Source organism: Amycolatopsis sp. NPDC049868 (assembly GCF_044461365.1).
Classification (GTDB): domain Bacteria; phylum Actinomycetota; class Actinomycetes; order Mycobacteriales; family Pseudonocardiaceae; genus Amycolatopsis.
Genome location: NZ_JBITKV010000009.1, coordinates 331,391 through 357,444, shown reverse-complemented (window position 1 = coordinate 357,444; position 26,054 = coordinate 331,391). Strand labels below are relative to the sequence as shown.

Below are 26,054 nucleotides of genomic sequence, written 5' to 3'. Positions count from 1 at the left end.
TGCGTTTCCGTCCCGGCAGGAGGAGGCTGCTCGCCGTACTCGTGGCGGCTGGACCTCACGTCGCCGTTGTCCTTCTGTGTCCAGGAGTTCTGACGATGACCGCCGCGCTGTTCGAAACCCGCGATTACGACCGTTGGGGCGAGTACATCCGCGGTGCTTACGGCGACAGCATCCGGCTTGGTGGCCGCACGGATGGTCGCCTACTCCGTCACACCAGGCTGGCCGCCGCCACGTTCGCCATCGATACCGTGCACACCGTCGATATGACCTACACCGTGGAGCACATGCCGACGCTGCTGCTCGGCCGCGTCCGCACCGCGACCTTCGACTACCGGTCCGTGGGCGCCGAGCACCGGTTCGGCCCCGGCGAGGTGTTCCTCGCCGCCAGGGCCGAGGACAGCACCGCCTACCGGGCGCGGACATCCAGCGGTGGCATCCAGGTCGTCACCGTCCCTTTCCCGATACTGGGCCAGGTCGCCGCCACCGCCGACACCCGCCACCCCGCACCGCTGCGGTTCACCGACCTGCGCCCCGGTACCCGCGTCGCCGCCCGGCAGTTGGCCGCGACCATCGACTACCTCGAAACCGGCCTGCGCGACCGGCCCCACGTCATGGCCGAACCGCTCGTGGCCGGTGCGGCCGGGCGGATGCTGGCCGCGATGGTCCTGACCACCTTTCCCAGCACCGCGCTGGTCGAGCCCACCATCGAGGACCGCCACGACTCCCACCCCGCCACTCTGCGCCGCGCCATCGCCTTCATCGACGACCACGCCTACGACGACATCAGCGTCGCCGACATCGCCGCCGCCGCGCAGGTGACCATCCGCGCCGTCCAGCACGCCTTCCGCCGCCACCGCGGCACCACCCCGATGGGATATCTCCGCCAGGCCCGTCTCCAGCGCGCGCACCAGGACCTACTGGCCACCGATCCGCGCGGCAAGGTCACAGTCACCGAGATCGCCGCCCGCTGGGGCTTCTTCCACCCCGGCCGCTTCGCTCGCTACTACCGCGCCGCCTACGGCTGCCCGCCCTACCAGACCCTGCAACGCGACACCTGACCCGAACTCCGCCCGGCTGGCCCCGCCTCCCCTGGCGGGCAACCGAATGTCCGCACATGCCGCTGATCATGTGCATTGCGCGGCCGTGTCAGGAATGACTCGATTCGGTGTAGGGGATCCATCTGCCGTAACGGGACTGAGCTGCTGGCGAGTTTGGTGGCATGAGGGGCGGAAAGCGGTGGGCGGTTGTCGTGGTCGCGCTCGCGGCCGGGACGACGGTGATCGCTCTTGCCCTTCGTTCGCCGGACGGGCTGCGCTCGGCGACCAGTATCGGTGGTCTCATCGCGGCTCTGACTCCTCTCGTTCTGGGGTTGGCCGTATGGGCACGTCGGTCACCGCCCGTGGCTCTGACGACCTCGACCCCGGAGCAGACCGACGCCGCCCAGCGTCAGCTCGCGAGCCAGGTACTGGGCCAGTGGCGTGACGAGATCAACGTTCGGCAGCTGGACGATCCCGGTCCGCTCGCTGTGCGGTGGCGGAGCACCGGACTCGACGTCGTGGACCGAGTCGAGCACAGCACGCGCGGGGCTCTGCCGCGCGGCCGCGGCCGACGTGGGTTCGCCGGCCGGACTGACCGCATCGGCGAGGTGGCAGCCGGGTTCCGCAAGCTCGACCGGCGGCGGCTGGTGATCCTTGGCGCGCCGGGCATGGGCAAGACAACACTGGCGCTGCTGCTGCTCCGCGAATTGCTGGAGCACGCCGAGCCGGGCGACCCCGTGCCCGTCCTGCTGTCGATGTCCGGATGGGATCCCGGTGCCGAGTCGCTGTCCGAGTGGTTGATCCGACGGCTGGCCGAGGACTATCCGGCGCTGCGTGCCACCGTGTTCGGACCGGACGCGGCTCGTTCGCTGGTGATCCAGCGCAGGGTTCTGCCGGTGCTGGACGGACTGGACGAACTGTCCGATGAGGTTCGGCCCGCGATCCTCGCCCGCCTGAACGAAACCGCCGCGGATCCGCTCGTGCTCACTTGCCGGACCGTGGAGTACCAGTCCGCCGTCGCCGCGCCGGGCGGTGACGCGCTCACCGGCGGCGCGGTGATCGAACCGGCCCCGCTCACGCCCGCCGACGCCGCCGACTACCTCACCGATTGCCTCCCGCCGGGCACCGCTGGGACCTGGCACCATCTGCTGGCGTCTCTCCGAGACGGGGTGGATAGTCCGGTCACCCACGCGCTGTCCACTCCGCTGGCGCTGTGGCTGCTGCGCAAGGTGTACCTCGACACCCGCGCTGACCCTGCCAAGCTGTGTGACGCAAGCGCCTTCCCCGACGCCGACACGGTGATCGACCACCTGCTCGACCACCTGGTGGACGCTGTCATCCGTGCCAACCCTCCCCTGCCCAACGACGACGAGCACCCGTTCCGTCCGCGGCGTGCCTGGGATCCGGCCGACGCCACGAGGTGGCTCACGTTCCTCGCCCGCCATCTGAGCACGATCGGCAGCCGCGACCTCGCCTGGTGGCAACTGCACCGCGCGGCCCCACGAACGGTCGCGGTCATGGCCGGACTCGTCGCCGGACTCACGGTGGCGCTCGCGGTCGTGATCCACGATGGGCTTCAGTGGTCGCTCGCGGACGCGCTCGTCGTCGGATCAGTGCTCGGCCTGGTGTTCGGACTCGTGGTCGGGTTCGCACGCCGGATGAACGTCGGGCACGTCCTCGGTCTCGTCTTCGGGCTGGACATGTTGGCGATCGGCATCGGCGCGGGGTTGGCGAGCATACTCGTGCCCGCACTGGTGTTCACGGTCGTGGCCGCCGTTTCCATCGTGCTGGTCGCCGTGCTGACGGCGCGGGCCGCCGGGCCCGCCCCCGCGGACCGGCCGGCCTATGCGGACCTCCGGCTGCGCGGGCGGACCCGGCTGCTCGCGCGCAAGCTCACCGGCTGGGCCGAGAGTGGCCTTGCGCTGCGGTTCGTGCCCGGTTTCGGAGCCGGGTTCATGTTCGGCGGCACCCTCGGGTTCGTGTTCGGCGGTTTGCTGGGGCTCGCCGACGCGGTCCTGAATGGACTGGCATCCGGATTGCTGCTCGGAATGGTGTGCGGACTCGCGTCGTGGCTCGCGATCGGGGTGATCGCGTGGGCGGAAACCCCGATCACCGACGAACAGCCCCGGACGCCGACCGTCACGTTCGGCCGAGACCTGCAGTTGGTGTACGTCAAATCGCTAGCGGGAGGGGCCGCGCTCGGCGTGGCGCTCGGCGTTCAGGACGCACTGAGCGGCGGGACCGACATGACATCCAGAATTACGGTAGGGCTGCTCGTCACCGTCACGATCACACTCGGGATCGGCCTGCACCACCCCAGCGGACGCTACCTCATCACGGTGATCGCACTGCGCACCCGCAACCAGATCCCGCTACGTCTCCTGGCTTTCCTCAACGATGCGCACAGATTGGGCCTACTCCGCCAAACCGGCCCGCTCTACCAGTTCCGGCACGCGAAACTCCACGACCGCCTCGCCACAAGACAAGACCAACCCGCCCGACTCCGCTTGCGCGCAAAGCACTCTCCAGCCGCGGGAAGCGCGCACATGCCGAGGTGTGGGCAGGTCCCTGTGCCATTGTCCGACGATCTCCGGGGTCGAGATCGGTGATCGCCCCGATGTGGCGCGGTTCGGAGGGGAGTAGTTTCGCCCATTGCCGGACCACGACGGGGCTGGTGCGTTCGATGTGACGATGGGGGTCGAGATGGCGGGGGTTCGTCGGTGGGCAGCTGGTGCTGCCGCGTTATATGCGCTGTGGGGCCTGCTGCACATGGGGCTCGGTGTCTCGATGGTGATCGGTGATCTCGCCGACGGCAGGCCCGGTACCGAACTGGCAGCTGAGAGCCTTCTTTTCTTCATATGCGTGACCGTGCTGGGTGCGCAGGCCATCTTCGTGGCGGTGGCCATGAATCGCGTTAACAGCCGTTTGGGGTATTGGCTCAATGTCGCCGTGCTCGGTGTGGTCGACGTGGCGTTCCTGGTCTTTCTCGTGGTTCCCGGTCATGTCGACCCCATCGGCGGAATCGCGGGACCTGTCATCTGGCTGCTGGCCACCGTGTGCGCCACGCTGGCGTTGCGCCGTGAGCCCGTGAGCACCTAGCTCACGAATCATCGAGCGCGCTCCGGACTCGGCGGCAGACAGGAACGCCGTCCTGTCATACCGCGACGTGACCCAGGCGCGCAAACGATGAGTTCAGGCTCGGTTCTCTGTGGCCAGGTCGTCGATGATCCATCGCAAGGCGCTTACTGCGTTCGAGTAGCGGAGATACCTCGGGTTCTGGTTTGACTTGGGCTCGCATTGCTCCCGCATCCGCCTGAGTTCGTCGATCATCTCGTGTAGCCGGTCCGCGTCGGTATCGACCATGCGCTATGACCGAGCCGGAAGAACATCGATCGAAACCGAACCTGCGGTACTAGCGCCAGCGCATCATGTAGGTAGGTCCGCTGTCGTCGTGGCGCGCATCGCGTTCGTCGAAACGCCATTGCGCGAACATCGTCCGTGCGATGGCGGGCGGCGTGGTACGGCGAGCCTCCAGCAGCGCGTCGAGCTCAGTGAGGCGCGCGGGTTCATGGTCCCCCGCATCCCACGCTTTCACGTAGAGACGCCAGGCTTCCTGTTCGAGGGCGAGACTCCCGTCGTCGATCGGCCAGACGGAGAACTGATCACCGTCCTCGAACAAGCTGTTCAGCCTGACGAAGTAGTGGGGAACGCCGGAGATGTCGGCGACACCGGCTTGCGGGCCGTCGTAGCGCTCGTTTTCCACGTGGACGTGTTCGAAGCCGATGGAGATCAGCTGCTCCCGCGTGGTGTAGCCGCGGTCCTCCAAGGGAACAATCGGGACGGGGTACTCGGTGTACCAGCCACCGACACGGAAACCGAGCCTGCGGTACACCGGCTCGTCCTCGGCGGACGCTCGGATCGCCACGGTGTCGTATCCGGCGGCGCGAGCACTGTCCACAGCGGCCAAGGTTATGACGCCGCCGAATCCCCGATGCCGGGAGGCGGGCAAAGTGGAGATGTTGTAGATACCGGCGACCTCGGCGTGCAGGAAAATCTCGCCTGCGCTCACCGGCTCGCCATGGTGGTAACCGATCAGATAGTGCGCCGGGCAATCCTCGGCGAGGGCGGACGGAGCCACACGATCGTAGAACTCCGCAACGGTGACGGCTGGTGGATTCCAGTCGGCGGCCAGGATTCGAGCGTAGTCGGCGAATTCCTCCGGGGTGCGGACTCGGCGGATCTCCAGATCCGGGTGCGGGCCTGCACCCGAGATGTCCGCGGTGCGGGCACACATCGCGGCTTCCCTCTTCCCTGCCGTCAGTTCGACGGAGCCGAACGGCATATCCGCGGAATTCGGACCGGCCCACCACGAGAAGGCGCGGCCGGTCAAACGCAGCTTGAACGCCGTGAGGGAGAGACGGTTCTTCCTCTCATCCGGCGCGAAACGAGCGTTCGCGACGATGTTGAAGATGTCGGCACCGGTACCGGCATCGCCTTCGATACCGCTGTCGGCGATCACCAGATCGTCGGTTTCCGTAACGGTCATACCGTCGGTACGGCGATGCAGATGACAGGCATGTTCGGCGACGTTCGCCTCGATGCGCTCCGCGAGCCCGGCATACATGGGCTCACCGTACGGTCGTGGTCGGCCCCTGACCACACGATTTGCCACCGGAACTCTTGCGCTAGCGTTCTTTCATGACCCCGGCCGATGCCCGCGAAGCCCTCCTGTTCCACTCATGCTTACACCCGGATGTCGACGATCCGCGCTGGCAGGTGGGCTTCCTGGGGTCTTTGCGGCCGTACTCCGGCTTGCGCGAGGCGAACTACCACGAAGTGATGTCGGCCTTGCGAGCCCTTGCCGAACCGCTGCAGGCCGACTTGGTTCCCCGCGAGGTGGTTTCCGCCGTGGTCGGGATGTGTCACTTCGCGCGGGCTTGGGGTGTCGCGCCCGACGGCATGCTCGGCCAGAACGGTTTGATCAGTGCTGCGGACGCGGCCCTTCTCGACGAATGGATCTGGACCATTTCCTACGCCCTGGCCATGATCCTGGACGGAGACGTGGCAGAGGCTTTCGACGAGTACGACCGTCGGCGAGCGTGAGCGACGCTCGGTCCGATGCCATCCTTTGACGGAGGACTGCACAGGAGGTGGCTGATTGGCGAAGCGGCGATACGTGGCGAGGGGCGTGCCAGGCGGGTATCGGATCTGGGACAACAAGGCGCGGCGGTGGTGGGGCGACCATTACGAGTTGTGCCCCGACGACCTGCTCGCCGAGTTGAACGACACCGCCGACCCGGTACGGATCACCGCCTTGCTCAGGCGCTATCGAGCGCTCCGGCGCTGAGTTCGCCGGGCGTCGCGGGCCGGCGCTACGCTGGCGGATCACCGGACCACGCGAGGAGGAAGCGATGCGCAACGAAGCCATGGGACGGCTGGACGTCCTGGTCGGATCGTGGCGGACGACGCTGAGCAACGCGTGGTTTCTGGAACCGGCCGATCAGGAGGTGCCGGGTTCGGCGACGATCGAGTGGCTCGGTGACGCGTTCGTGGTCCTTCGCTGGACGATGGGCGGCGATGACGGGCAGGCCACGAGCGAGATGGTCCTGGTCCTCGGTCGCAGCGACACCCGCGACGCCTACACGGCTCTGTACCACGATGAACGAGGTGTGTGCCGGGTCTTCGCCATGACCTTCGACGGAGCGCACTGGAGCCTGAGCCGCGAAGACCCCGACATGTTCCAACGGTTTGTCGCCGAGGTCGGGCCGGATCGGATCACGGGGCGTTGGGAGGCGTCCGAGGATCACGGATCCACCTGGCGCAAGGATTTCGACCTCGTCTTCGAGCGAAGGTAGCCGTCCGCCGTCAGGTCTTGCGGACGGCGCCGGTGAAGCCGGCGATGAACAGGGTGGCCGACGCCCACGCCGCCAGCTGCAGTATCCAGCCCGCGACGGTGAGAGTCTGCCCGGTGGCGGTACCGGTGGGGGCGCACAGCTCCCGCGCTCCCGTCTTGACCAGTGGCAGCCCCAGATCCAGGCCCACCCCGATCCGTTCCACGACACCACACGGCGTCGCCGGCGCACTCGCGCGGGCGGTGTGCGCCAGGCCGCCCTGCCCGCCGAGGACGAGGGCCAGCACGACCGAGCCGGCGAGGACGGTGAGCAACAGCAGCAGCGCCCGCCAGGGTTGATAACCGAAACCGAGGGCCAGCCCGGTGAATCGTGCCCAGGTCCGGTCGTGCCACCGAAGCCCGCCGCGGCGGATCTGATCACGCCGCTGCGCCATCAGGATGTCCCGCACCTCGCTGTCGTGGCCTGCCGCGCGATGGAAGGCGGCCAACTGCTGATAGGGCTGGGCGGCGTAGCCCGGCGTGTGGGCGCGCAACAACTCCAGCCACCGGGACAATCCGATCTGTTCCGGAAGATCTCCGTAGGTCGTCTCGCCGATGTCGATCAGCGCCCCCGAGGCCTGATCCGACCGGGTCACCCCGCCGGTGTCCAACCACAGCGAGCCCTCGACCGACACTCCGTTCAAGCGGAGGACGGCGGGTGCGGTGCCGGTGGCCTGGAAGCCGTTGCGGAAGAACGCGGCTCGGTCGACCCGCAGACCGTTCGCGTGCAGGGCGGGCCCGGCCGTGTTCTCCAGCCGCGCCCCATCGCAATCCAGCAAGCCGACGTGGGCGTCGACCAGCTGGACCACACCGATGGCCCGGAATCCGCTGCGGAGGAACACGCCGTGATCGACCCGCAGCCGGTCGGCCTGCAAGGCGGGGCCGTTCGGGTTCGCCAGGCTCGCCCCATCGCATTCCAGCCGCCCCAGGTGGGCGCCGACGAACCGGACCGCGCCCTGTTCACCAGTGCCGGTGGCTCCGAACCTGTCGCGAAGGGACACACCATGATCGACCCGGAGAAACTCGGCGTCCATGGCGGGCCCGGACGTGTTCTCCAGCCGCGCCCCGTCGCACTCCAGCAGCCCGAGATGGGCGCCGCGGAGCCGGACCGCGCCGGCCGAGGCACCGGCGCTGGCGATCACTCCCCTCATCGTCATCGCCGAGGCGGTGAAACGTTCGGCGTCCACCGGCGGGTTTTGCGAACCCGCGGGTTGCCCGAAACGGGAACGGTCCAGCACCAGTCCCGGCAGGCGGCCGTCGCGCAGGTCCAGGCCCTCGGGTACGAAACAGTCGACCAGTTCGACCCGCAGATCGCCGTCGATGTTCGCCAGGTCGAGACGGCCGGCGATCCGCGCCCCGCGCAGCCGCAGCCCGTGCGGGTCCGCCTCGAAGTCCCGGCGGCCACGGACCAGCTCGCGGATCAGCGCCGCCGAGACGATGCGACCGCTCCCCCAAGACGGCATCTCGGCCGGATCGACCGGTCCGCCGCCCGCCAGGTCGAGCACCTCGCCGTCGCGGACCGCGCCGAGCAGGCGCTGTTGCATCCCCTCGTCTGACATCCGATCATGCTGGCCTGCCCGCGGCACGACGGCAAGCGCCGGGGCGAAACTCGAGTGCGGGCCGCCCGGTCTGCCACTACGGTCCTGACCATGACCGCGGATGCGTTCGTACCAGCAGGTTTCCTCCCGCCGACCGCGCTCGTCACCGGCGAGTTCCGCCTCGAACCCTTGGGACCGGAACACAATGCGGCCGACCATGCCGCCTGGATGTCGAGTATCGAGCACATTCGCTCCACACCCGGCTATCCCGACGGCGACTGGCCGCCGCGCGACGGCATGACCCTCGAGGAGAACCTCGCCGACCTGCGCCGCCACGCCGGAGACTTCGCGCGGCACACCGGTTTCACGTTCACCGTCCTCAGCCCGGCCGACGACGACGTCATCGGTTGCGTCTACCTGTACCCCACGGCCTCCGACGAGTGGGACGTCACGGTGCAGTCCTGGGTGCGGGCCGACAAAGCGGACCTCGATACCGCGCTCGCCGACGCCGTCGCACGCTGGCTCGTCTCGGACTGGCCGTGGAAACGCGTAGACCGCTGCGGCCGCTAGGGGCGCCGCGCTCAGAGCATCGCGTTGACGCCGGTGAGATCTCGGCCGATCAGGAGCTTCTGCACCTGGCTGGTGCCTTCGTAGAGGGTCAGCACCCGGGCGTCGCGCAGGTACTTCCCGACCGGGAACTCGTCGATGAACCCGTAGCCGCCGAAGACCTGGAGGCAGTTGTTGCTGACGCGGACCGCGGCTTCGCTCGCGTGGTACTTCGCGATGGACGCGTCGGTCGCGTAATCCTTCGGCGAGACACCGGAATCGGCGATCCGTGCCACGTGATGGGTGAGCAGCCGGGCGGCCCGTACGTCCACCGCGGAATCGGCGAGCAGTTCCTGCACCAGCTGGAACGACGCGATCGGACGGCCGAACTGGGTGCGTTCGGTGGAGTACCGCACGGCGGCGTCCACCGCGGCCTGCGCCAGTCCGACAGCGCCGGCCGCGACCGAGACGCGGCCGCGGGACAGCGCGCCCAGCGCGATGCCCAGACCGCGGTCCACCTCGCCCAGCCGCGCCGAATCGGGTACCCGCACACCGTCGAAGGTCAGCTCCGCGGTCGCCTGGCCGCGCAGGCCGAGCTTGCCGTGGATCTCCCGCGCACTCAGGCCCGGCGAATCGGTCGGCACCAGGAAGGCGGTGAGGCCGCGCTCGCTGGTCCGGGCGAAGGTCAGCGCCACCTGCGCCCAGGTTCCGTTGGTGATGAACATCTTTCCGCCGTCGAGGACCCAGTCTCCTCCGTCACGGGTGGCGCGGGTGCTGACCGACGCCGCGTCGGAACCGGTACCCGGCTCGGTGAGGGCGAAGCAGCCGAGCGCGTCACCGCTGACGAGTCGGGGCAGCCAGTACTCCCGCTGTTCATCCGTGCCGTGCGTGACGATGGTCTTGGTGACCAGCCCGAGCGATACCGACACGATCCCGCGCACCGCCGAGTCGCCTCGCCCCAGTTCCTCGGTCACCAGGACGTAGGACAGCATGTCCGCGTCCACACCGCCGTAGGCCTCCGGGACCATCAGCCCGAGGAAGCCCAGTTCTCCCAGGCGTTTCACGATGCCGCGATCGACCTGTTCGGCGCGATCCCATTCCGCCGCGCGCGGGGCGATCTCGTCGTCGACGAACCGCGCGGCCATGGCGCGGATGTCGCGCTGCGTCTCGGTCAGGCCGAAATCCGTTGATATCACGGTGTTTCCTTCTCCAGTGGGTAGGCGGGTGTGGTCAGGGGAAGTCCGAGCTCGGCCCGTTCCCGCAGCCAGCGCGTCGGCCGGTACCGCGGGTCGCCGGTGCTCTCGTGCAGCCGGTTCTGGAGTTCGAGCAGGCGGACGGCGCCGAGCCGATCGCCCCAGGCGAGCGGCCCGGCCGGATAGCCGAGCGCGGCCGTGACGGCCAGGTCGATGTCCTCCGGTGCAGCCAGCGACCGTTCCGCGATCGACGCGGCGACCGAGACGATCGAGGCGAGCAGACGCTGGGCGACCGAACCGGCGGTGTCACGCACCACGGACACCGCCTCGGCGCCTGCCGCCACCGCACCGACCGCGGCCTGGACCGCGCCCGGATCCGACGCCGGGGTCACGGCCAGCACGCGGCGGCGCGTGGTCAGCGAAAGCGGGTCCACGCCGAAAGTACGGGAAGCGGGCAGCCCGTGCGCCGCGATCGCGGCCGCGACAGTGGTTCCCCAGGTCGGCACCAGTACGACGGCCTCCGATGCGGGCTCCGGCAACGCTTCCGGGAAGGCCGCGCGCAAGGCGTCGGCGTCCGCACCGGTTCCGGTGATCCACAGTGGACACTTGACGGCGGTGACCGGTGCTTCGGCGGCGGTCTCGGCGCCGGGGCGATGATCGTAGAAACCGCGCCCGCTCTTGCGGCCGTAGAGCCCGGCGGCCACCCGGTTCGGGGTGAGGAACGACGGCCGCAGCCGGTCGGAATGCCGGAACCCGGTCCAGATCGAGTCGATGACGGCGGCCGTCACGTCGAGCCCCGTCAGGTCCATCAGCTCGAACGGCCCCATCCGCAGGCCGAGCACGTCGCGGGCGATCCGGTCGATCACCACCGGCTCGGCGACCGAATCCTCCAGCAGCGCGAACGCCTCGGTGACCAGCCCGCGGCCCGCGTGGTTGACCAGGAAGCCCGGTGTGTCGGCGACCGTCACCGCGCGATGCCCGGAAGCGCGCACCAGGTCGGTCAGCGTGCCCGGGATGTCGGGCCGGGTGGCCGCCCCCGGGACGACCTCGACGATCTTCATCAACGGCACCGGGTTGAAGAAGTGCAATCCGGCCAGGCGCGACGGCTCGGCCAATGTCGCGGCGATCCGGGTGACCGGCAGCGAAGAGGTGTTCGTCGCGAAGATCGTCGTGGGTGGCAGCACCGCTTCCAGCTCGTTGAAGAGGGCGGCCTTGGTGTCCAGGTCTTCACGGACGGCTTCGATCACCAGGTCCACGTCGTCGCCCGGCGCCGAAACCGCGTCCAGCGGCACGAGCCTGGCAAGGACCTCGCCCGCCTCCGGTTCCGTCATCCGTCCTTTGGCGACCGCGCGGTCGAGCAGACCCTCGATGAAGCCGATCGCTTCGCCGACAGCCTCACGCCTCGCGTCGGCGAGTTCGACGGTGTGTCCCGCGGTCGCCGCCCACTGCGCGATCCCCCGGCCCATCACACCGGTTCCGATGACCCTGATCCGCATGTTCACTCCTCAACGCAGGTAGACGCGACCGGGGTCGACTTCTTCACGCAGCCGCCGGAGTTCGGCGTCGGCGGGTGGCTCGATCGTGGCCAGGTCGCCGTCGACCTCCAGCGGCCAGCCGGTGGCGGCGCGCACCTGGTCGGCCGTCACGCCGGGGTGGACGGCGATCAGCCGCAGGGGTTCGCCGGCACCCGCCCGCGCGAGGATGCCGAGGTCGGTGATCACCCTGGTGACACCCGCGCCGAGTGGCCGGATGCCGTCGGCCAGAGCCCGATCGGGACCGGGCGAGGTGCAGAAGTCCAGTTCGTCCACAAAGGACCTGGGGTCGTGGCGGCGCATCACGACGAAGACCTCACCGGAGTTCGCCATCACCTCCATCGCGCCGCCCGGGCCGGGCAGCCGTACCGCGGGCTCGGCCCAGTCGCCGATCACCGACGAGTTCAGATTCCCCCACCGGTCGATCTGCGCGGCACCGAGGAAACCGACGTCGATATGCCCGCCCTGCAGCACGTTGCCGAACAGCGCGGGCATCGACAGCACCGCTTCGGCGCCGGTGATCAGGACGGCGTCGGCGATGGTCTCCGGCAGCTGCGAAGGATGCGCGCCGCAGACCCCGGACTCGTAGACGATCTCCAGATCGGGCGCGACCGTGAGATGGGCGAGCGACGCGGCCAGCGTCGGGAGGCCGATCCCGGCGAACACCGTGCGTTTCCCGGCCAGCTCGCGGGAAGCGACCACCGAGAGCAGTTCGGACGAGGTCGTTCCGGTGTCCATTGTGGACTTCATCGTGCGTTCTCCCGTCGCCGCCCGTAGTTCACCGGCAGGCTCAGCGCGTCGTCGACGGCGAGGCCCGCCCAGTGACGTTCTCCCAGTTTCGCCACGTATTCCGCATGATCGCGGGTGCCGAGCACCCACTCCCCCAGCCACTCGCGCAGGCGCGCCGGATCCGCGCTGATCGCCGACCAGCCGCGATAGAAGGCGTTGTCCCGGTCGTAGTAGCCCTGGGCGAACGACGGGTGCGCGCCGCGCGGACAGGCCACCACGGCGTCGACGGCGTGCGCGGGAATGAGCGTGCGGTTGGGATCCCGGCGGATCACGTCGTCGTCGACGATCTCCTCGACCACCACCACGGCCTTCTTCGCCGCGTACACGGCTTCGGCCTGGATGCCGGTCAAACCCCAGACCTGGGTGTTCCCCGACCGGTCCGCCCGCTGGGCGTGGACGATCGTCACGTCCGGGTTGACCGGCGGCACCACATAGATCTGCTCGCCGTCGTCGTAGGGCGAGGTCACCTTGCGGAGACCGGGGTTGACCGATGGCAGGTCGCTGCCCGCGTACGAGCGCACCGGGTAGAACGGCAATCGCTGCGCGCCGGCCAGATAGCGGCCGATCATGCCGTAGTGGCTGTATTCCTCGAACTCCAGCGGTTCGGGGTCGGCGCGCTCGATCCGCCGCCGGAGTTCCCCGAGCGAGCCCGCCGAGGAGTTGCCGACGAACGAGGACACCAGTTTGCGTACACAGCCGCCGGCCAGCATCTGGTCCACGACGATGTCCGCGGTCATCCGGACCACGGTGAGGTCGCGGTGGCCCTGCCGGATGATCTCGTGTCCCGCCGCGGTCGGGATCAGATGCGTGAACCCTTCGAGCGCGACGGTGTCGCCGTCGCGCACGTAGGCGGCGATGGCCTCGGCCATCGTGGTGGTCTTGTCGGTCACGGATTCACCGTGCCAGGCGGCATTGTGCAGAGTCCAATACCGAATTAAGGTCAGATTGATATCCAGCTCAGAATAATCGAGGTGCGACATGGAGTTCCGTCATCTGAACGCCTTCCTGGCGGTGGCCGAGGAACTGCACTTCGGCCGCGCCGCGAAGCGTCTGCAGATGGCCCAGCCCCCGCTGAGCCAGCAGATCCGCCAGCTCGAACGCGAACTCGGGGTCGCGCTGTTCGAGCGCAACACCCGGTCCGTACGCCTCACCAGTGCGGGCGAATCCTTCCTCACGCCCGCCCGCACCGTGCTGGAAGACCTCGACCTGGCCACCCGCGCCGCGAAGGCCGCGGGCCGCGGTGAGTTCGGGCGGGTCACCGTCGGTTTCGCCGGGGCGTCGAGCCACGAGTCGCTGCCGCTGCTGACCAGGGCGGTGCGGGCCGCGCACCCGGGACTCGAACTGGTGATGCGCGGACAGACGTACGCCAACGTGGCGCTCGACCGCATCGCGGACGGCTCGCTGGATCTCGGCTTCGTCCGCCTGCCGGTCACCCAGCCGGGCGTGCGGGCCAGGGTGATCGACGAGGAGGAGCTGATCTGCGCGCTGCCTTCGGATCATCGGCTGGCCGGGCGCCGGCGTATCCCCATCGAGGAACTGGCCTCCGAGGTCTTCGTCAGCTTCCCCGCGAACGCGGGCTCGACGGTGCGAGAGGCCACCGTCAAGGCCTGCGCGGAAGGCGGGTTCACCCCGAAGGTCGTCCAGGAGGCGCCGGATTCGTACACGATCCTCGCGCTGGTGGCGGCCGGGGTCGGGGTGACGCTGACCCTCACGTCCTGCCAGCACATCCAGCAGACCGGACTGGTCTACCGGCGCCTCGCCGGCAAGGCGACGCGCCTGCAGGCCGCCTTGGCCTGGCGCGCCGACAACCCGTCCGCCGCCCTGCGGACCGTGCTCGCCGTCGCCGAGGAGGCGCTGCCCACGCCCGTCCCCATCGGCGATTGATACGTGACGGCACTTACTGACCGGCCTATTCGGTATTGGACGTGTCTCGGTGACGGCTGGCATCGTTCCGGCCAGAACAGGGACGTTGGCGCCGGGGGTCGCCGTGCCCGGGAACAACGGCGATCCAAGGAGACGGCATGGGTGCGGCGAATTCGACCGCGAAACGCGCGGGAATCGGGGCGTTCATCGGCTCGACCATCGAGTGGTTCGACTTCTACATCTACGGCACCGCCTCCGCGCTGGTGTTCGACAAGGTCTTCTTTCCCGAACTCGACGGGGCGATCGGAACCCTGGTCGCGTTCGCGACCTTCTGGGTCGGCTTCCTCGCCAGGCCGCTCGGCGGGATCATCTTCGGCCATATCGGCGACCGCCTCGGCCGCAAGAAGACGCTGGTCATCACGCTGCTGCTGATGGGCATCTCGACCACCTTGATCGGCGTGCTGCCCGGTTACGCGACCATCGGTGTGGCCGCGCCGATCCTGCTGGTGCTCATCCGGATGATCCAGGGCATCGGGCTCGGCGGCGAATGGGGCGGTTCGGTGCTCATCGCCTCCGAACACGCGCCCAAGGGGAAATCGATCCTCTACGGCGCCTTCGCCCAACAGGGTTCGCCGGTGGGCAACACGCTGAGCACGGTCAGCTTCCTCGCCATCAGCCAGCTGCCGGACGCGGCGTTCGTCAGCTGGGGCTGGCGGATCCCGTTCCTCGCCTCCGCGCTGCTGGTCGTCGTCGGGCTGTTCATCCGCCTGAAGGTCACCGAATCCCCGGCCATGGCAGGGCTGATCAAGACCAAGAAGGTCGCCAAACTGCCGCTGACCGAGGTGCTCCGCAACCACCCGATGCTGATCGTGCTCGGCATCGGCGCCTGCACCATCGGCCTGTCCGCCACCTACTTCAAGTCGACCTTCGCGCTGTCGTGGGCCACGTCGGACATCGGCTTCAGCCGCAGCTCCTTCCTCACCATCATCCTGGTCGCCAACATCACCCAGATCCTGGTGCAGCCGTGGGGCGCGGTGATCGTCACGAAGATGACCAGCTGGCGCCGCGCGGTGTCGGTGATGCTGCTGCCCGAACTGGTGCTGATGCCGCTGATGTTCCTGCTGATCAGCACCGGGGACTACACATCGGCGATGGTCGGCGTCGTCGTCGCCACCGTGCCGCACTGCCTCTACTACGCCGCGCTCGCGGGCATGCTCGCCAGCCGGTTCCCCGCACATGTGCGCTACACCGGGATCTCGCTGTGCTACCAGCTGTGCGGCACGCTGCTCGGTGGCACGACGCCGATCGTGGGCCAGTTCCTGCTCAACCTCACCGGTTCCATCACCGCCGTGATCGTGTTCGCGGTGTTCCAGGTCCTGCTGACGCTCGGCTGCATGCTGGCCCTGCTGAAGCGGCCCAGCTACGACGAGCGCGCCGACGAGCCCACCCTCGCCGCCGCGGCGGTGACCCGGTGATCACCGCGAACGGTATCGAGGAGATCCTGGCTCTCGAAGGCCGCGACCTCGGCACGTCGGCCTGGCGGACGGTGACGCAGGACGTCATCGACACGTTCGCCGAGGTTTCCGGTGACGGCCAATGGATCCACACCGACCCGGTGCGCGCCGCGACGGGGCCGTTCGGCGGCACGATCGCCCACGGCTACCTGACGTTGAGCTGGGGCATCCCGATGTTCGCCGAACTGCTGCGCGTCACCGGCGTCGGCATGGCGTTGAACTACGGGCTCAACAAGGTCCGGTTCCCCGCGCCGGTCCCGGTCGGCGGCCGGGTGCGGTTGCACGCGACGGTGCCGGAGGTGGCGGCCGTGCCGCGCGGCGGTGTGCAGATGGTGCGCGCGTTCACCTTCGAGCTGGACGGTTCGGGAAAGCCCGCTTGCGTCGCGGAGTCGGTCACGCGTTACTACCCGGCGGCAGGTTGATCCCCGGGCTCCCCGGCTCCCAAGCACATGAAGGCCCCCATCCTTGCGCCTAAGTACAGGAAGGGGGCCTTCACGTACCTCAGCTTCAGGTCCGGTGCACCAGTCACGCAGCACTCCGCCCGACACGAAAACGTAGGTGAGTGGCCACCCCCGTGACAGGCTCGCCCTCCGGGATCAACTCGCCCAAGCGCCCGGCGAACAGGCCGGTCCCCTGCCCCAGCAGCACGGGGGCAAGGTGGAGGTGGACCTCGTCGAGCAGGCCCGCGCCGAGCAACTGCCCGGCGACGTCCGCGCCCAGCACCAGGACATCCTTCTCCCCCGCGGCGTCCTTGGCGCGCCGGACCGCGGCTTCCAGTCCGTCGAAGGCGAACGTCCCGCCGTTGTCGCCGAGGAGGTCTTCCCTGATCCGATGCGTGACCACGAAACTCGGGATTCCCGGCCACGGAGTGCCGCCCCACGGCCGCAGACCGAGGTCGAAGGTGCGCCGCCCGATCACCGTGGCCCCGACGATCGCGTTCACCTCCTCGAAGGCACGGGCGTCGTGCCCCTCCCCGGCCATCCACTCGTGCAGCCGTTCACCGCCGTCCCCCATCGGTTCCTCGGCCCGCACGTTCGGCCCGGCGGTGAAACCGTCCAGCGACATCGACACATCCAGCACCACCTTGCTCATCGCAAGGCCTCCTTCGCCTCAGTAGCGCCGCTGTCCGGGCGCTTTCACGGAAGAGTCGGAGCCGTCACGGCCGCCTCGACATCAGCCCATCGGATTGATTGCGCGATCCGGCCGGTGCGGTCTATGTTCCTACGTGTCCGAATAACGTCCCGGGCCGTCCGATTATCGGACACCTCGCCTGAACCGGCCGACGACGAGGAGCGAAAGTGACGAACGTGCCCGCCTCGCGCGAAACGGCCGATTCGAGGTCCGGCGGGGTCAGCCGGTCCGCGTTCCGGCGAGTCCTGGCGGGCAGTACCGCGGGCGCCGTGCTCGAGTGGTACGACTTCGCGCTCTACGGAATCCTGGCTGCCACCGTGCTCGGCCCGCTGTTCTTCCCCGGCGGCAACGGATTCGCCCAGTTGCTGCTCGCGCTGGCGACGCAGGGGCTCGGCTTCGTCGCACGCCCGATCGGCGGCATCGTCTTCGGGCATCTCGGCGACCGCCTCGGGCGCAAACCCATGCTGGTGACCACTTTCCTGTTACTCGGGTTGTCGACCTCCGCGATCGGACTGCTCCCCACCTACTCTCAGGTCGGCATCGGGGCGACGATCTCGCTCGTCGTGCTGAGGCTGATCCAGGGGTTCGCCCTCGGCGGCGAGTTCGGCGCGGCGGTGCTGATGGTCAGCGAATACGGGAGCCCGAAACGGCGCGGATTCTGGTCGGCGTGGCCGCAGGCGGGCGCACCTCTGGGCACGGTGCTGGCCACGGCGGTGGTCGGCGGGATCGCCTTGATACTCCCCGACAGCGCCTTCGACCAGTGGGGCTGGCGTGTCGGGTTCCTGTTCGCGATCCCGCTCCTGGTCATCGGCTTCTGGATCCGGCGGCGCGTCGACGAATCCCCGGTGTTCCAGGAAGCACAGGCACGGGCCACGGCGTCCGCGGGCACCGTCCGCGAGCGGTCGAGCATCCTCGAAACGCTCGCCCACCCCGGTCCCGTCCTGCGCGGTCTCGGCGTGCGGCTGGGCGAAAACGTGGCCTTCTACGTCTACACCGTCTTCGTGGTCGCTTATGCCACAAAGACTTTCGGCTACGACAAGTCCGACGTGCTCCTCGCCGTCGCCATCGGGTCGCTGCTGCAATTCGCGGGGATGCTGGCCGGCGGCCATTGGTCCGACCGCGTCGGGCGGCGCACCGCGATGCTGGTCCCCGCGCTCGGCCTCGCGGTCTGGGCACCGGTCTTCTTCGCGATCGTCCAGGCCGACGCGCTGCCTCTGCTCTATCTCGGCGTCGGTGTCGGCGCGGCGCTGCACGGCCTCCTCGCCGGGCCGGAAGCCGCTTGGATCGCCGAACTGTTCCCGACGCGCCGCCGTTTCGCCGGGGCTTCCCTCGTGTTCCAGGGATCTTCGATCATCGCCGGTGCGCCCGCGCCGCTCATCGCCGTGTGGCTGGTCGAAAAGCAGGGCCCCACGGCGGTCGTGCTGTACCTCGTGGGCACGATCGCCGTCACCCTCATCGCTCTGCTCCTCAGCGCCGAAACCCGTGGAACCGACCTGAACTAGACGTCGAGGGGCACGAGCAGCCCGAACACCCGCGTCGCGACCCGTCCCTCGGCGACCAGCGCCGGGTGATCCGCCACCACAGCCTCGCCGCCGGACCATGGTCGGCTGTCCAAGAGGACTTCGTTGTTCAGCAACACGCCGTCGTTGTGCGCGACGAACAACCGGAGCCCGTGCACCTTCCGGCTGAGCTTTTCCGCGCGCAACGCTTCCAGCAACCGGTCGAGCAGCGGTTCGACGGAAGGCACGGTCTCGGCGAATAGGTTGATCTGCGCGCCCAGCACCAGTTCGAACGCACCGTCCGGATGGTCGTACCGCTCGCGCTCGACCTGATCGGCCGCGGCGCCGGGAAGCAGCAACCCGTCGACGATCGGATGCAACGCACCGAGGCTGAACGTGTTCACCGCGCGGCCGATCGCCTCACACCAAGTGGTGCCGTGCCCCGCGAAACTCTCGACCAGCCACTGCCCGGCCAGCGCGGGATGCGACACGGCGAAGTCGACCTGAGCCATCACCACGCCTTCCGGGGCGGGATGCACGACGAGTTTCGTATCGACACGAGTGTCCCCGCCCAGCGGGATGCCGTGCTCGCGAAGCAAAGCCTCGAACACCGCTTGCGGCGAAGGCACACCGCCGTCGCCTTCGACGGCCGGCTCCAGGTCCTTGAACAGCACGGGTTCACCGAGCTCCAGGTCCGCGAGCCGCGATCCGGCGTTCAGCGCCTCGTTGATCACGGCGAACGTGCTGCTGCGAAACGCGATCCGCTCGAATTCCGCACGGCTCGCGTACTGGGCGCGATCGAACGCCGCCACGAAGACCGGCTCCTGCGCGAGGAGGACCTTCCCGCGGGAGTCGCGCACGGCGTCCGGATACGTGACGTCCGGCAGCAGCCGCCGGACGTAGGCCATCGGCAGGAAGACCAGCAGCCGCTCGGCCAGCCACGGCTCGACTCCCGCGCCGGTCAGCCGTTCCCAGAACAGGTCGTCGCTCGGCGGTTCTTCGCCCGCGCAGAACGCGGCGATCCCGACTTCGAGCGCGGCATCGAGCCCCCATGATGCGATCACCGGCGAAGTCTATGGGAGAAGCCCAGGTGGCGTTTCGAGCCATTCCCGGAAGGTCGGGCCGGCCAGCTTGGCGTGCGGGCCGGGCAGGAACCCGCCGTTGGCGGCGATCTCGCCGTCCGGCACGTCCGCCCCGTCGATGCCGACGACCTCGATCCCCCGGGCGGCGCCGGCGAGCCGGGCCGCCTCCGCCATGATCTCCCTGCGTGGTCCGGCGATCTCGGGAATCGGAGTTCCCGGTGCGGCCGGGGCGGCCGCCAGATCGGCCAGTTCCTCGGCCACGGCGCGGCAGGCCACGAGCTGAGTGGGCAGGGCGGGAACATAAGCGACGTCGTCCCGCCGCCAGTCCAGGAGCTGAAGCACGAACTCGTGGAACTGAGCCGCCCGCAGAAGACGAACCGGAATCGGCCCGGACGCGAGGAACTTCTCGTGCTCCTTCTTGGCGGCAAGGAAACCGGTGGTGGCGTTGTCGACGCCGATGATGGACGCCGCGGCGATCAGCGTGGCTCCGGCCCGCCTGCCTTCCTCGTGCAGATTGCGGGCCGAGGTACGGAAGAACTCCGTCGCCGCCTCCTGGTCGGAGGCGTGCCACGAAGCGACGTCGATGATGACGTCCACCCCGGTGAGCGCCTCGGCGAGGCCCTCACCGGTGATGATGTCCACGCCGGTGGCCCGGGACATCGGGACGACTTCGTGCGCGCGTTCGGTGAGGACGTCGACGACGTGCCGTCCCAGCCGCCCGGTCGCTCCCGCCACTGCGAACTTGCTCATGTTCCATGCCTTTCTTGTCCGTGGTGTCGAGCAAGAGATCCCGGCGACCGGCCCGATGTGACAAGTCCGCCGTGTGGCGCAGGCCACCTCTCCCCGGTGTCACAAACCGGCGGTGGCCGGGATCGTAGGGGCGGAACACGATCCGACATGAGCAGGTGGGAAGCAGCGATGAGCGAACGGGACGAGCGACCCGGCACCCTGGACCCGGCGACCGAAACGTTCGTGACCCATCGCAATCTGCTGTTCACGGTGGCCTACGAGATGCTCGGCTCGGCCACCGACGCCGAGGACGTCCTGCAGGAGACCTGGCTGCGCTGGTCGGGCGTCGCGCTCGACACGGTGCTGGACCCGCGCGCGTTCCTGGTCCGGATCACCACCCGTCAGGCGCTCAAACGACTGCGGACACTCGGCAGGCGCAAGGAGTCCTACTTCGGCCCGTGGCTGCCCGAGCCGCTGCTGACCACACCGGACGTGGCCGAGGACGTGGAACTGGCCGCGAACGTTTCGATGGCGATGCTGCTCGTACTGGAGACACTCGCGCCGACCGAGCGGGCGGTCTTCGTATTACGGGAGGTTTTCGCCGTCGACTACGGCGAAATCGCCCAAGCCGTCGACAAGACGCCCGCCGCCGTACGCCAGATCGCCCATCGGGCGCGGGCCCACGTCGCCGCGCGCAGACCACGTGGCACCGGAACCCCGGCTGAGCATCGTGCCGCGCTACAGGCGTTCCAAGCCGCGGTGGAAACCGGCGACCTGCAGGGCCTGCTCGACATCCTCGCGCCGGACGTCGTCGCCCTCAGCGACGGAGGCGGGGTCAAGCACGCCCTGCCGCGGCCGATCGTGGGCGCGGACGAGGTGGCTCGCCTGCTGGCCGTCGGTTGGTGGAAACGCGAGGCGGAAAGGACAGTCGAACCGGTACAGGTCAACGGCGGCCCCGGCCTGCTGATCCGGGTCGGCGGGGAGATCGACGGCGTGCTGGCGGTGCGGGTCGAAAACGGCTACGTCACCGGCGCCTACCACGTCCGCAATCCCGAGAAACTCTCAAGCGTGACAAGGGAAATCACCGTGAGCCGATAATCCGCCGGGCGGAAAGCGTCCTTCACCGCACCAGATGCGGTGAAGGACGCTTTCCGCCCGTCCAAGTCACTCCCGGACGGTTGCCGGGGCGCGCTTGGGGTCGTCCGGAACGGGATCGACGGGCACGGCCGGAACGGTCGCCGCCGGCTTGCCGCGCCGCCTGCGGATTTCGAACCCGACAAGGATCAGCGCGAGCGTCACGGCGCTGAGCCAGAACTGCGAGCGGGTCGACGGCAGCAGCGCCATCGCCAGGATCACGCCGCCCATCAGCGCGATGGTCGCGTAGCTCAGCCACGGGAACAGCCACATCTTGAGCGACAGCTTGTCCGGATCCTCCCGCTCCAGCCGACGGCGGAGCCGCACCTGCGCGAGCGCGATGGAGAGGTACACGAACAGCGCGACGGCGCCGTAGGAGTTGACCAGGAACTGGAAGATCAGGTCCGGCGAGGTGTAGGCGGCGATGACCGAGACATAGCCGATGACCGTCCCGGCCAGGATCGCGCGCCGCGGCACACCGCTGCCGGAAAGCCGGGTGAACGCCTTCGGCGCGTCGCCGTTGCTGGTGAGCGCGAACAGCATCCGCGACGAGGTGTACAGGGCCGAGTTCAGGCACGAGAGCACCGCGGTCAGGACGATCGCGTTCATGATCGTCGCCACGGCCGGGATGCCGAGCACCTCCAGCACCGCCGCGTACGGGCTGACCGCGGTCGCCGGATCGTCCCAGGACTTGATCGCGACGACGAGGAACACGGAACCGACGTAGAACAGCACCACGCGGAAGATGATCGAGCGCATGGCCTTCGCGATCGCCTTCTTCGGCTCCGCGGACTCGGCGGCGGCGATGGTGACGATCTCCGCGCCGGTGTAGAAACCGATGCACGGCACCACCGCCGCGAGCACCGCACCGATCCCGAGTGGCGCGAACCCGCCGTGGGACACCAGATTCGTCAAGCCGCCGTGGGCACCCGGCCAGAAACCGAACAGGTACAGGGCGCCGACGACCAGGAACACGACGATCGCGACGACCTTGATCGAAGAGAACCAGTACTCGAACTCGCCATAGGACCGTGCCGAGACCATATTGGTACCGGTGAGGATCAGGAGCAGACCGAGACTGAGCACCCACAGTGGCACGTCGGGTACCCACAGCTGCAGGATCCGGCCGCCCGCGACGGCTTCGACCGCCACGACGATGACGAAGAAGTACCAATACATCCAGCCGACGGCGAAGCCCGCGCGGTTGCCGAGCGCCTCCCTGGCGTAGACGTAGAACGACCCGAGCGCGGGTTTGGCGATCGTCATCTCCGCGAGCATGCGCATGATGAGCACGGTGATCAGGCCTGCGATGAGGAACGACACCACCGCCGCCGGGCCCGCCGATTGGATGACCACGCCGCTGCCGACGAACAGCCCGGCTCCGATGACGCCGCCGAGGGCGATCAGGTTCATATGTCGCTGTTTGAGCCCTGGTTTCAGGCCGCTGCTCTGTGCCGGGCCGGACGTTGAAGTCACGTCTCCTCCTTCTCGCACGCACCGCCGGAGCGGTGGCGCTGGGAGCTCCATTGTGGTTCCGGTCACCGTAGGAACAAGTCGGGCCAGGGGCGAGTGCCAGTTACGATGTGGGAAAGGGGTCCAGATCACCCTCGGTGCGGGTGGCGCACGGCCAAGGCCAGCAGCTCCGCCGCCGGACCGGTGAGGCGCCGTCCCTCGGGCCAGACCGCGCGCAGCACCCGTCCGAAGTCGACACTCTCCACCGCGACGGGCACGAGCTCGTGGTCCGCGACGTCCAAGACGCTGATCACGGCTGGGCCGGCGCCCGCGACCACGGCGTTGCGGACGGCGGAGGCGGAACCCAGTTCCAGCAACGGTTTCACCGGCCCAACGCCGGCCTTGCGCAACGCGGCGTCGACCGTCTTTCTGGTTCCGGAGCCGTGTTCCCGCACCACGAGCGGCGTGTTCGCCAGCTCCGCCGGGGTCAGCGGACGGCGTTCGCACGCCCAAGGATGAGTGCGGGCGACCACGACCACCAGATGGTCCACGGCGACCTTCCGGGACGTGAGTCCGGCGAAGGGACCGGGTGATTCGACGAAACCGATGTCGACCTTGCCGTCGCGGGCCAGCTCGGCGACCCGATCCGAGTTCGTGACCTCCAGGCCGAGCTGGAGGCCTGGGTGGGCGCGGTTGAGCTCGCCGATCCAGCGCGGGGCCAGATGCTCGGCCGGCGTCATGCTCGCCGCGATCCGGAGTCCGGCCTCGTGCCGGGTCCGCAGGGTTCGGGCGCCGTCGAGCAGTCCGTCGAGTTCGGCGAGCACGCGCTGTGCCCGGCCCGCGATCGCCCGGCCGTCCGGGGTGAGCGCGGAACCACGACGCGTCCGGTCCACCAGCACCAGGCCCAGCCTGCGTTCCATAAAGGACAGTCGCTTGCCCGCCGACGGCCGTGTCATCCCGAGGATGATCGCGGCCTGACCGATGCTGCCCAGTTCGCCGACGAGGACGAGCAGGCGCAAGGTGTCCAGTTCCGGCGCCGTCATAGCCAAGGTGCATGACCTATCCGCCGTTTTCCCGGCTACCGCCCCTGCCCTTTCCGGACGACGCTCGTCGATATGAGCACCACGTCTTCGCGGCGAACGAAGCCGCACCTCACCGGTCTGGCCGTCACCGCCCTCGGCGTGGTCGTCGCCTACCTGCTGAGCACCGCCGTTCCCGTGCTGAGCGCGCTCACTCTCGCGGTCGTGCTCGGGGTGCTCGCCGGCTCGCTGCCGGTGCTCTCGGACGGCACCCGGCAAGCGATCGCGAAGGTGACGAAGAAGCTCCTGCGTGCCGGTGTCGTTCTTCTCGGTCTGCAACTCGCGCTCCCTTCGGTGCTTTCCCTCGGTCCCGGCACACTGCTCGCGGTGGTGCTGACGGTCGGCCTCACGTTCCTCGGCACGATCGGGCTCGGCAGGCTGATCGGTGTTCCGCGCGGGCTCGCGATGCTGGTCGCGACCGGTTTCTCGATCTGCGGCGCGTCGGCGATCGCGGCGATGGAAGGGGTCGTCGAGCGGGAGGACTCCGACGTCGCGACCGCGGTCGCACTGGTCACCTTCTACGGCGGCCTGGCGATCGCGGCGGTCCCGCTCATCGGCGGCCGGCTGGGGATGGACGCGCTGCGGATCGGCGGCTGGGCCGGGTTGAGCGTGCACGAAGTCGCCCAGGTCGTCGCGGCCGCCACCCCGGCCGGGACCGCCGCCGTCGCGGTCGCCGTGGTGGTCAAGCTGAGCCGTGTCGTCCTGCTGGCACCGATGGTCGCCGCGGTCAGCGTGCACGAACGACGGCGCCGCCCGTCCGCCGCCGGGAAGCGCGCTCCGCTGGTCCCACTGTTCGTCCTCGGTTTCCTGGCGATGGTGGTGGTGCGGAGCACCGGGATCCTGCCCGGCGTGGCGCTCGACGTCGCCAAGGTGGTCTGCACGCTGCTGCTGGCGGGAGCGCTCTTCGGGCTGGGCTGCGCGGTCCGGATCGGCACCCTGGTCCGCACCGGCGGCCGGGCGCTGCTGCTCGGCCTGCTCTCCACGCTGCTCGTCGGTACCATCGCCTACGTCACCCTCGCCCTCCTCGGCTAGCTTGAACGGCGGTCAAGAGCGCGAGCGTCTCGATGTCGGACGCCGAGCAGCCGCGGGAAAGGTCGTTGAGCGGCGCCGCGAGCCCCTGGAGGATCGGGCCGAGCGCGACGGCGCCCCCGAGCCGTTCGGCGATCTTGTAGCCGATGTTGCCCGCGTCCAGATTCGGGAACACGAGAACGTTGGCGCGGCCGGCGACCGCGGACCCGGGCGCCTTGGCCGCCGCGATCGACGCCACCAGCGCGGCGTCGAACTGCAGCTCGCCGTCCACGGGCAGCCCGGGTTCCCGCTGCCGCACCAGCGAAGTCGCCTCGCGGACCACCTCGACCCGCTGATGGTCGGCACTCCCTTGCGTGCTGAACGACAGCATGGCGACCGCGGGGTCCTCGCCGGTCAGGCCACGGTGGGTCGCCGCGGCGGCGAGGGCGATGTCCGCCAGCTGCGCCGCGCCCGGCTCGGGCACCACCGCACAGTCCGAAAAGGTCAGCCGTCGCCCGTCCGGAAGCAGCAACAGGAAGCAACTGCTCAAAGTGGACACATCCGGGGCGAGCCCCACGACCCGCAGCCCCGCGCGCAGGACGTCGGCGGTCGGCCGGGTCGCCCCGGCGACGCAGGCGTCCACGATGCCCGCCCTCAAGGCGGCGGCCGCCACGAACACCGGATCGCGCCGGGCGGCGGCGAGCTTTTCCGGGTGCCGTTCGAAGCCCGCGGCCAAGGCGGCCTGGGTCCGTTCGTCGGCGAGAGCGTCCGTGACGTCCACGATCAAGTCGTCCGTGGCCCCTGCCGCGCGAAGGCGCGCCCCATCGCCGAAGAGCAACGGCCGCACGACACCTTCGTCCCGGAGCGCCAGTGCGGCCCGGACGGCGCGGTCGTCGTCGCCGTCCGGCAACGCGACGCGGAGATTCCGGCCGCGTAACGCCTTCCGCCATCTGCCGAGCGTCGCGTCCGGCGTGACCTCGGTGGTCAGGCTCATCGAAGTACCTCCACGTACGAAGCGGGGGCCGCCGGAAGACGGCG

25 protein-coding genes are annotated in these 26,054 nt (G+C 69.2%); 13 read left to right on the top strand and 12 right to left on the bottom strand.

Features of this window, described 5'->3' with window-relative positions:
• The first annotated feature begins 95 nt into the window (after positions 1–95).
• From ACIBTM_RS32485 to ACIBTM_RS32475, 3 genes are all read left to right on the top strand, one after another.
• Positions 96–1,058 carry a helix-turn-helix transcriptional regulator gene (locus tag ACIBTM_RS32485; protein WP_395880966.1) on the top strand — a complete coding sequence of 321 codons (963 nt, stop codon included), beginning with the start codon at positions 96–98 and terminating at the stop codon, positions 1,056–1,058.
• A gap of 161 nt (positions 1,059–1,219) precedes the next feature.
• Positions 1,220–3,646: an NACHT domain-containing protein gene (locus ACIBTM_RS32480; RefSeq protein ID WP_395880965.1), complete on the top strand. Its 2,427-nt coding sequence runs from the start codon at positions 1,220–1,222 to the stop codon at positions 3,644–3,646.
• A 43-nt stretch (positions 3,647–3,689) separates the two neighbouring features.
• Positions 3,690–4,136: a hypothetical protein gene (locus ACIBTM_RS32475; RefSeq protein ID WP_395880964.1), complete on the top strand. Its 447-nt coding sequence runs from the start codon at positions 3,690–3,692 to the stop codon at positions 4,134–4,136.
• 313 nt (positions 4,137–4,449) lie between these two features.
• On the opposite strand, the gene ACIBTM_RS32470 is transcribed toward ACIBTM_RS32475, so the two are convergent.
• On the bottom strand, positions 4,450–5,661 hold the full coding sequence (locus ACIBTM_RS32470; protein WP_395880963.1) for a GNAT family N-acetyltransferase: 1,212 nt from the start codon (positions 5,659–5,661) through the stop codon (positions 4,450–4,452).
• 74 nt (positions 5,662–5,735) lie between these two features.
• Between ACIBTM_RS32470 and ACIBTM_RS32465 the strand changes: the two genes are divergently transcribed.
• The 3 genes from ACIBTM_RS32465 to ACIBTM_RS32455 all read left to right on the top strand — a co-directional run bounded on the left by ACIBTM_RS32465 (position 5,736) and on the right by ACIBTM_RS32455 (position 6,892).
• Positions 5,736–6,140 carry a hypothetical protein gene (locus ACIBTM_RS32465; protein WP_395880962.1) on the top strand — a complete coding sequence of 135 codons (405 nt, stop codon included), beginning with the start codon at positions 5,736–5,738 and terminating at the stop codon, positions 6,138–6,140.
• Between the two features lie 55 nt (positions 6,141–6,195).
• On the top strand, positions 6,196–6,384 hold the full coding sequence (locus tag ACIBTM_RS32460; RefSeq protein WP_395880961.1) for a hypothetical protein: 189 nt from the start codon (positions 6,196–6,198) through the stop codon (positions 6,382–6,384).
• 64 nt (positions 6,385–6,448) lie between these two features.
• Positions 6,449–6,892 (top strand): hypothetical protein, encoded by a 444-nt coding sequence (locus ACIBTM_RS32455; protein WP_395880960.1) that lies wholly within the window; start codon positions 6,449–6,451, stop codon positions 6,890–6,892.
• A 10-nt stretch (positions 6,893–6,902) separates the two neighbouring features.
• Here the strand turns inward: ACIBTM_RS32455 and ACIBTM_RS32450 are convergent, their stop codons facing one another.
• Positions 6,903–8,486, bottom strand: coding sequence for a hypothetical protein (locus tag ACIBTM_RS32450; protein WP_395880959.1), 1,584 nt, complete (start codon positions 8,484–8,486; stop codon positions 6,903–6,905).
• 90 nt (positions 8,487–8,576) lie between these two features.
• Here ACIBTM_RS32450 and ACIBTM_RS32445 point away from each other — a divergent pair, with 90 nt between their 5' ends.
• A complete protein-coding gene (locus tag ACIBTM_RS32445) occupies positions 8,577–9,035 on the top strand; it encodes a GNAT family N-acetyltransferase (protein ID WP_395880958.1) in 459 nt (152 codons plus the stop codon).
• Positions 9,036–9,046: 11 nt separating this feature from the next.
• Here ACIBTM_RS32445 and ACIBTM_RS32440 read toward each other — a convergent pair whose 3' ends face one another.
• Genes ACIBTM_RS32440 through ACIBTM_RS32425 form a run of 4 tightly spaced genes read right to left on the bottom strand, consistent with a single transcriptional unit; the run spans position 9,047 to position 13,394 of the window.
• The gene (locus ACIBTM_RS32440; protein WP_395880957.1) at positions 9,047–10,207 is read right to left on the bottom strand and encodes an acyl-CoA dehydrogenase family protein; all 1,161 of its coding nucleotides are present in this window, start codon (positions 10,205–10,207) and stop codon (positions 9,047–9,049) included.
• Positions 10,204–11,700 (bottom strand): 3-hydroxyacyl-CoA dehydrogenase, encoded by a 1,497-nt coding sequence (locus tag ACIBTM_RS32435; protein ID WP_395880956.1) that lies wholly within the window; start codon positions 11,698–11,700, stop codon positions 10,204–10,206. The genes ACIBTM_RS32440 and ACIBTM_RS32435 overlap by 4 nt, the downstream gene beginning before the upstream one ends.
• A gap of 9 nt (positions 11,701–11,709) precedes the next feature.
• Positions 11,710–12,486: a CoA-transferase subunit beta gene (locus ACIBTM_RS32430; RefSeq protein ID WP_395880955.1), complete on the bottom strand. Its 777-nt coding sequence runs from the start codon at positions 12,484–12,486 to the stop codon at positions 11,710–11,712.
• Positions 12,483–13,394, bottom strand: a complete 912-nt coding sequence (locus ACIBTM_RS32425; protein ID WP_395880999.1) for a CoA transferase subunit A — start codon at positions 13,392–13,394, stop codon at positions 12,483–12,485. Before ACIBTM_RS32425 ends, ACIBTM_RS32430 begins: the two co-directional genes overlap by 4 nt.
• A gap of 109 nt (positions 13,395–13,503) precedes the next feature.
• On the opposite strand from ACIBTM_RS32425, the gene ACIBTM_RS32420 reads away from it, so the two are divergent.
• From ACIBTM_RS32420 to ACIBTM_RS32410, 3 genes are all read left to right on the top strand, one after another.
• Positions 13,504–14,409, top strand: coding sequence for a LysR family transcriptional regulator (locus tag ACIBTM_RS32420; protein ID WP_395880954.1), 906 nt, complete (start codon positions 13,504–13,506; stop codon positions 14,407–14,409).
• A 137-nt stretch (positions 14,410–14,546) separates the two neighbouring features.
• Entirely contained in the window at positions 14,547–15,863 is a 1,317-nt protein-coding gene (locus ACIBTM_RS32415; protein ID WP_395880953.1) for an MFS transporter, read from the top strand.
• A complete protein-coding gene (locus ACIBTM_RS32410; RefSeq protein ID WP_395880952.1) occupies positions 15,860–16,324 on the top strand; it encodes a MaoC family dehydratase in 465 nt (154 codons plus the stop codon). The genes ACIBTM_RS32415 and ACIBTM_RS32410 overlap by 4 nt, the downstream gene beginning before the upstream one ends.
• 103 nt (positions 16,325–16,427) lie before the next feature.
• Here the strand turns inward: ACIBTM_RS32410 and ACIBTM_RS32405 are convergent, their stop codons facing one another.
• Complete coding sequence (locus ACIBTM_RS32405; RefSeq protein ID WP_395880951.1) at positions 16,428–16,994, bottom strand: dihydrofolate reductase family protein; 567 nt, start codon at positions 16,992–16,994, stop codon at positions 16,428–16,430.
• Positions 16,995–17,200: 206 nt separating this feature from the next.
• On the opposite strand from ACIBTM_RS32405, the gene ACIBTM_RS32400 reads away from it, so the two are divergent.
• The gene (locus ACIBTM_RS32400) at positions 17,201–18,535 is read left to right on the top strand and encodes an MFS transporter (RefSeq protein ID WP_395880950.1); all 1,335 of its coding nucleotides are present in this window, start codon (positions 17,201–17,203) and stop codon (positions 18,533–18,535) included.
• Here ACIBTM_RS32400 and ACIBTM_RS32395 read toward each other — a convergent pair.
• Both ACIBTM_RS32395 and ACIBTM_RS32390 read right to left on the bottom strand, forming a co-directional pair.
• Positions 18,532–19,596, bottom strand: a complete 1,065-nt coding sequence (locus ACIBTM_RS32395) for a DUF6348 family protein (protein WP_395880949.1) — start codon at positions 19,594–19,596, stop codon at positions 18,532–18,534. The two genes, ACIBTM_RS32400 and ACIBTM_RS32395, sit on opposite strands and share 4 nt — an antisense overlap.
• Positions 19,597–19,605: 9 nt before the next feature.
• On the bottom strand, positions 19,606–20,364 hold the full coding sequence (locus tag ACIBTM_RS32390) for an SDR family oxidoreductase (RefSeq protein ID WP_395880948.1): 759 nt from the start codon (positions 20,362–20,364) through the stop codon (positions 19,606–19,608).
• A 168-nt stretch (positions 20,365–20,532) separates the two neighbouring features.
• On the opposite strand from ACIBTM_RS32390, the gene ACIBTM_RS32385 reads away from it, so the two are divergent.
• A complete protein-coding gene (locus tag ACIBTM_RS32385) occupies positions 20,533–21,441 on the top strand; it encodes an RNA polymerase sigma-70 factor (RefSeq protein ID WP_395880947.1) in 909 nt (302 codons plus the stop codon).
• 66 nt (positions 21,442–21,507) lie between these two features.
• Here ACIBTM_RS32385 and ACIBTM_RS32380 read toward each other — a convergent pair whose 3' ends face one another.
• Both ACIBTM_RS32380 and ACIBTM_RS32375 read right to left on the bottom strand, forming a co-directional pair.
• Complete coding sequence (locus tag ACIBTM_RS32380; RefSeq protein ID WP_395880998.1) at positions 21,508–22,890, bottom strand: amino acid permease; 1,383 nt, start codon at positions 22,888–22,890, stop codon at positions 21,508–21,510.
• A 188-nt stretch (positions 22,891–23,078) separates the two neighbouring features.
• Entirely contained in the window at positions 23,079–23,972 is an 894-nt protein-coding gene (locus ACIBTM_RS32375) for a LysR substrate-binding domain-containing protein (RefSeq protein WP_395880997.1), read from the bottom strand.
• A gap of 72 nt (positions 23,973–24,044) precedes the next feature.
• Here ACIBTM_RS32375 and ACIBTM_RS32370 point away from each other — a divergent pair, with 72 nt between their 5' ends.
• Positions 24,045–25,040, top strand: a complete 996-nt coding sequence (locus ACIBTM_RS32370) for a YeiH family protein (RefSeq protein WP_395880946.1) — start codon at positions 24,045–24,047, stop codon at positions 25,038–25,040.
• Here the strand turns inward: ACIBTM_RS32370 and ACIBTM_RS32365 are convergent.
• The gene (locus ACIBTM_RS32365) at positions 25,018–26,010 is read right to left on the bottom strand and encodes a phosphotransacetylase (RefSeq protein WP_395880945.1); all 993 of its coding nucleotides are present in this window, start codon (positions 26,008–26,010) and stop codon (positions 25,018–25,020) included. The genes ACIBTM_RS32370 and ACIBTM_RS32365 overlap by 23 nt on opposite strands.
• Positions 26,011–26,054 lie beyond the last annotated feature (44 nt).

Coding starts and splice junctions, on each gene's coding strand:
- ACIBTM_RS32450 (WP_395880959.1), bottom strand. CDS start 8,486: ATGTCAGACGAGGGGATGCAACAGCGCCTGCTCGGCGCGGTCCGCGAC.
- ACIBTM_RS32445 (WP_395880958.1), top strand. CDS start 8,577: ATGACCGCGGATGCGTTCGTACCAGCAGGTTTCCTCCCGCCGACCGCG.
- ACIBTM_RS32430 (WP_395880955.1), bottom strand. CDS start 12,486: ATGAAGTCCACAATGGACACCGGAACGACCTCGTCCGAACTGCTCTCG.
- ACIBTM_RS32385 (WP_395880947.1), top strand. CDS start 20,533: ATGAGCGAACGGGACGAGCGACCCGGCACCCTGGACCCGGCGACCGAA.
- ACIBTM_RS32435 (WP_395880956.1), bottom strand. CDS start 11,700: ATGCGGATCAGGGTCATCGGAACCGGTGTGATGGGCCGGGGGATCGCG.
- ACIBTM_RS32480 (WP_395880965.1), top strand. CDS start 1,220: ATGAGGGGCGGAAAGCGGTGGGCGGTTGTCGTGGTCGCGCTCGCGGCC.
- ACIBTM_RS32455 (WP_395880960.1), top strand. CDS start 6,449: ATGCGCAACGAAGCCATGGGACGGCTGGACGTCCTGGTCGGATCGTGG.
- ACIBTM_RS32485 (WP_395880966.1), top strand. CDS start 96: ATGACCGCCGCGCTGTTCGAAACCCGCGATTACGACCGTTGGGGCGAG.
- ACIBTM_RS32375 (WP_395880997.1), bottom strand. CDS start 23,972: ATGACGGCGCCGGAACTGGACACCTTGCGCCTGCTCGTCCTCGTCGGC.
- ACIBTM_RS32365 (WP_395880945.1), bottom strand. CDS start 26,010: ATGAGCCTGACCACCGAGGTCACGCCGGACGCGACGCTCGGCAGATGG.
- ACIBTM_RS32425 (WP_395880999.1), bottom strand. CDS start 13,394: ATGGCCGAGGCCATCGCCGCCTACGTGCGCGACGGCGACACCGTCGCG.
- ACIBTM_RS32380 (WP_395880998.1), bottom strand. CDS start 22,890: ATGAACCTGATCGCCCTCGGCGGCGTCATCGGAGCCGGGCTGTTCGTC.
- ACIBTM_RS32465 (WP_395880962.1), top strand. CDS start 5,736: ATGACCCCGGCCGATGCCCGCGAAGCCCTCCTGTTCCACTCATGCTTA.
- ACIBTM_RS32415 (WP_395880953.1), top strand. CDS start 14,547: ATGGGTGCGGCGAATTCGACCGCGAAACGCGCGGGAATCGGGGCGTTC.
- ACIBTM_RS32470 (WP_395880963.1), bottom strand. CDS start 5,661: ATGTATGCCGGGCTCGCGGAGCGCATCGAGGCGAACGTCGCCGAACAT.
- ACIBTM_RS32390 (WP_395880948.1), bottom strand. CDS start 20,364: ATGAGCAAGTTCGCAGTGGCGGGAGCGACCGGGCGGCTGGGACGGCAC.
- ACIBTM_RS32370 (WP_395880946.1), top strand. CDS start 24,045: ATGAGCACCACGTCTTCGCGGCGAACGAAGCCGCACCTCACCGGTCTG.
- ACIBTM_RS32405 (WP_395880951.1), bottom strand. CDS start 16,994: ATGAGCAAGGTGGTGCTGGATGTGTCGATGTCGCTGGACGGTTTCACC.
- ACIBTM_RS32420 (WP_395880954.1), top strand. CDS start 13,504: ATGGAGTTCCGTCATCTGAACGCCTTCCTGGCGGTGGCCGAGGAACTG.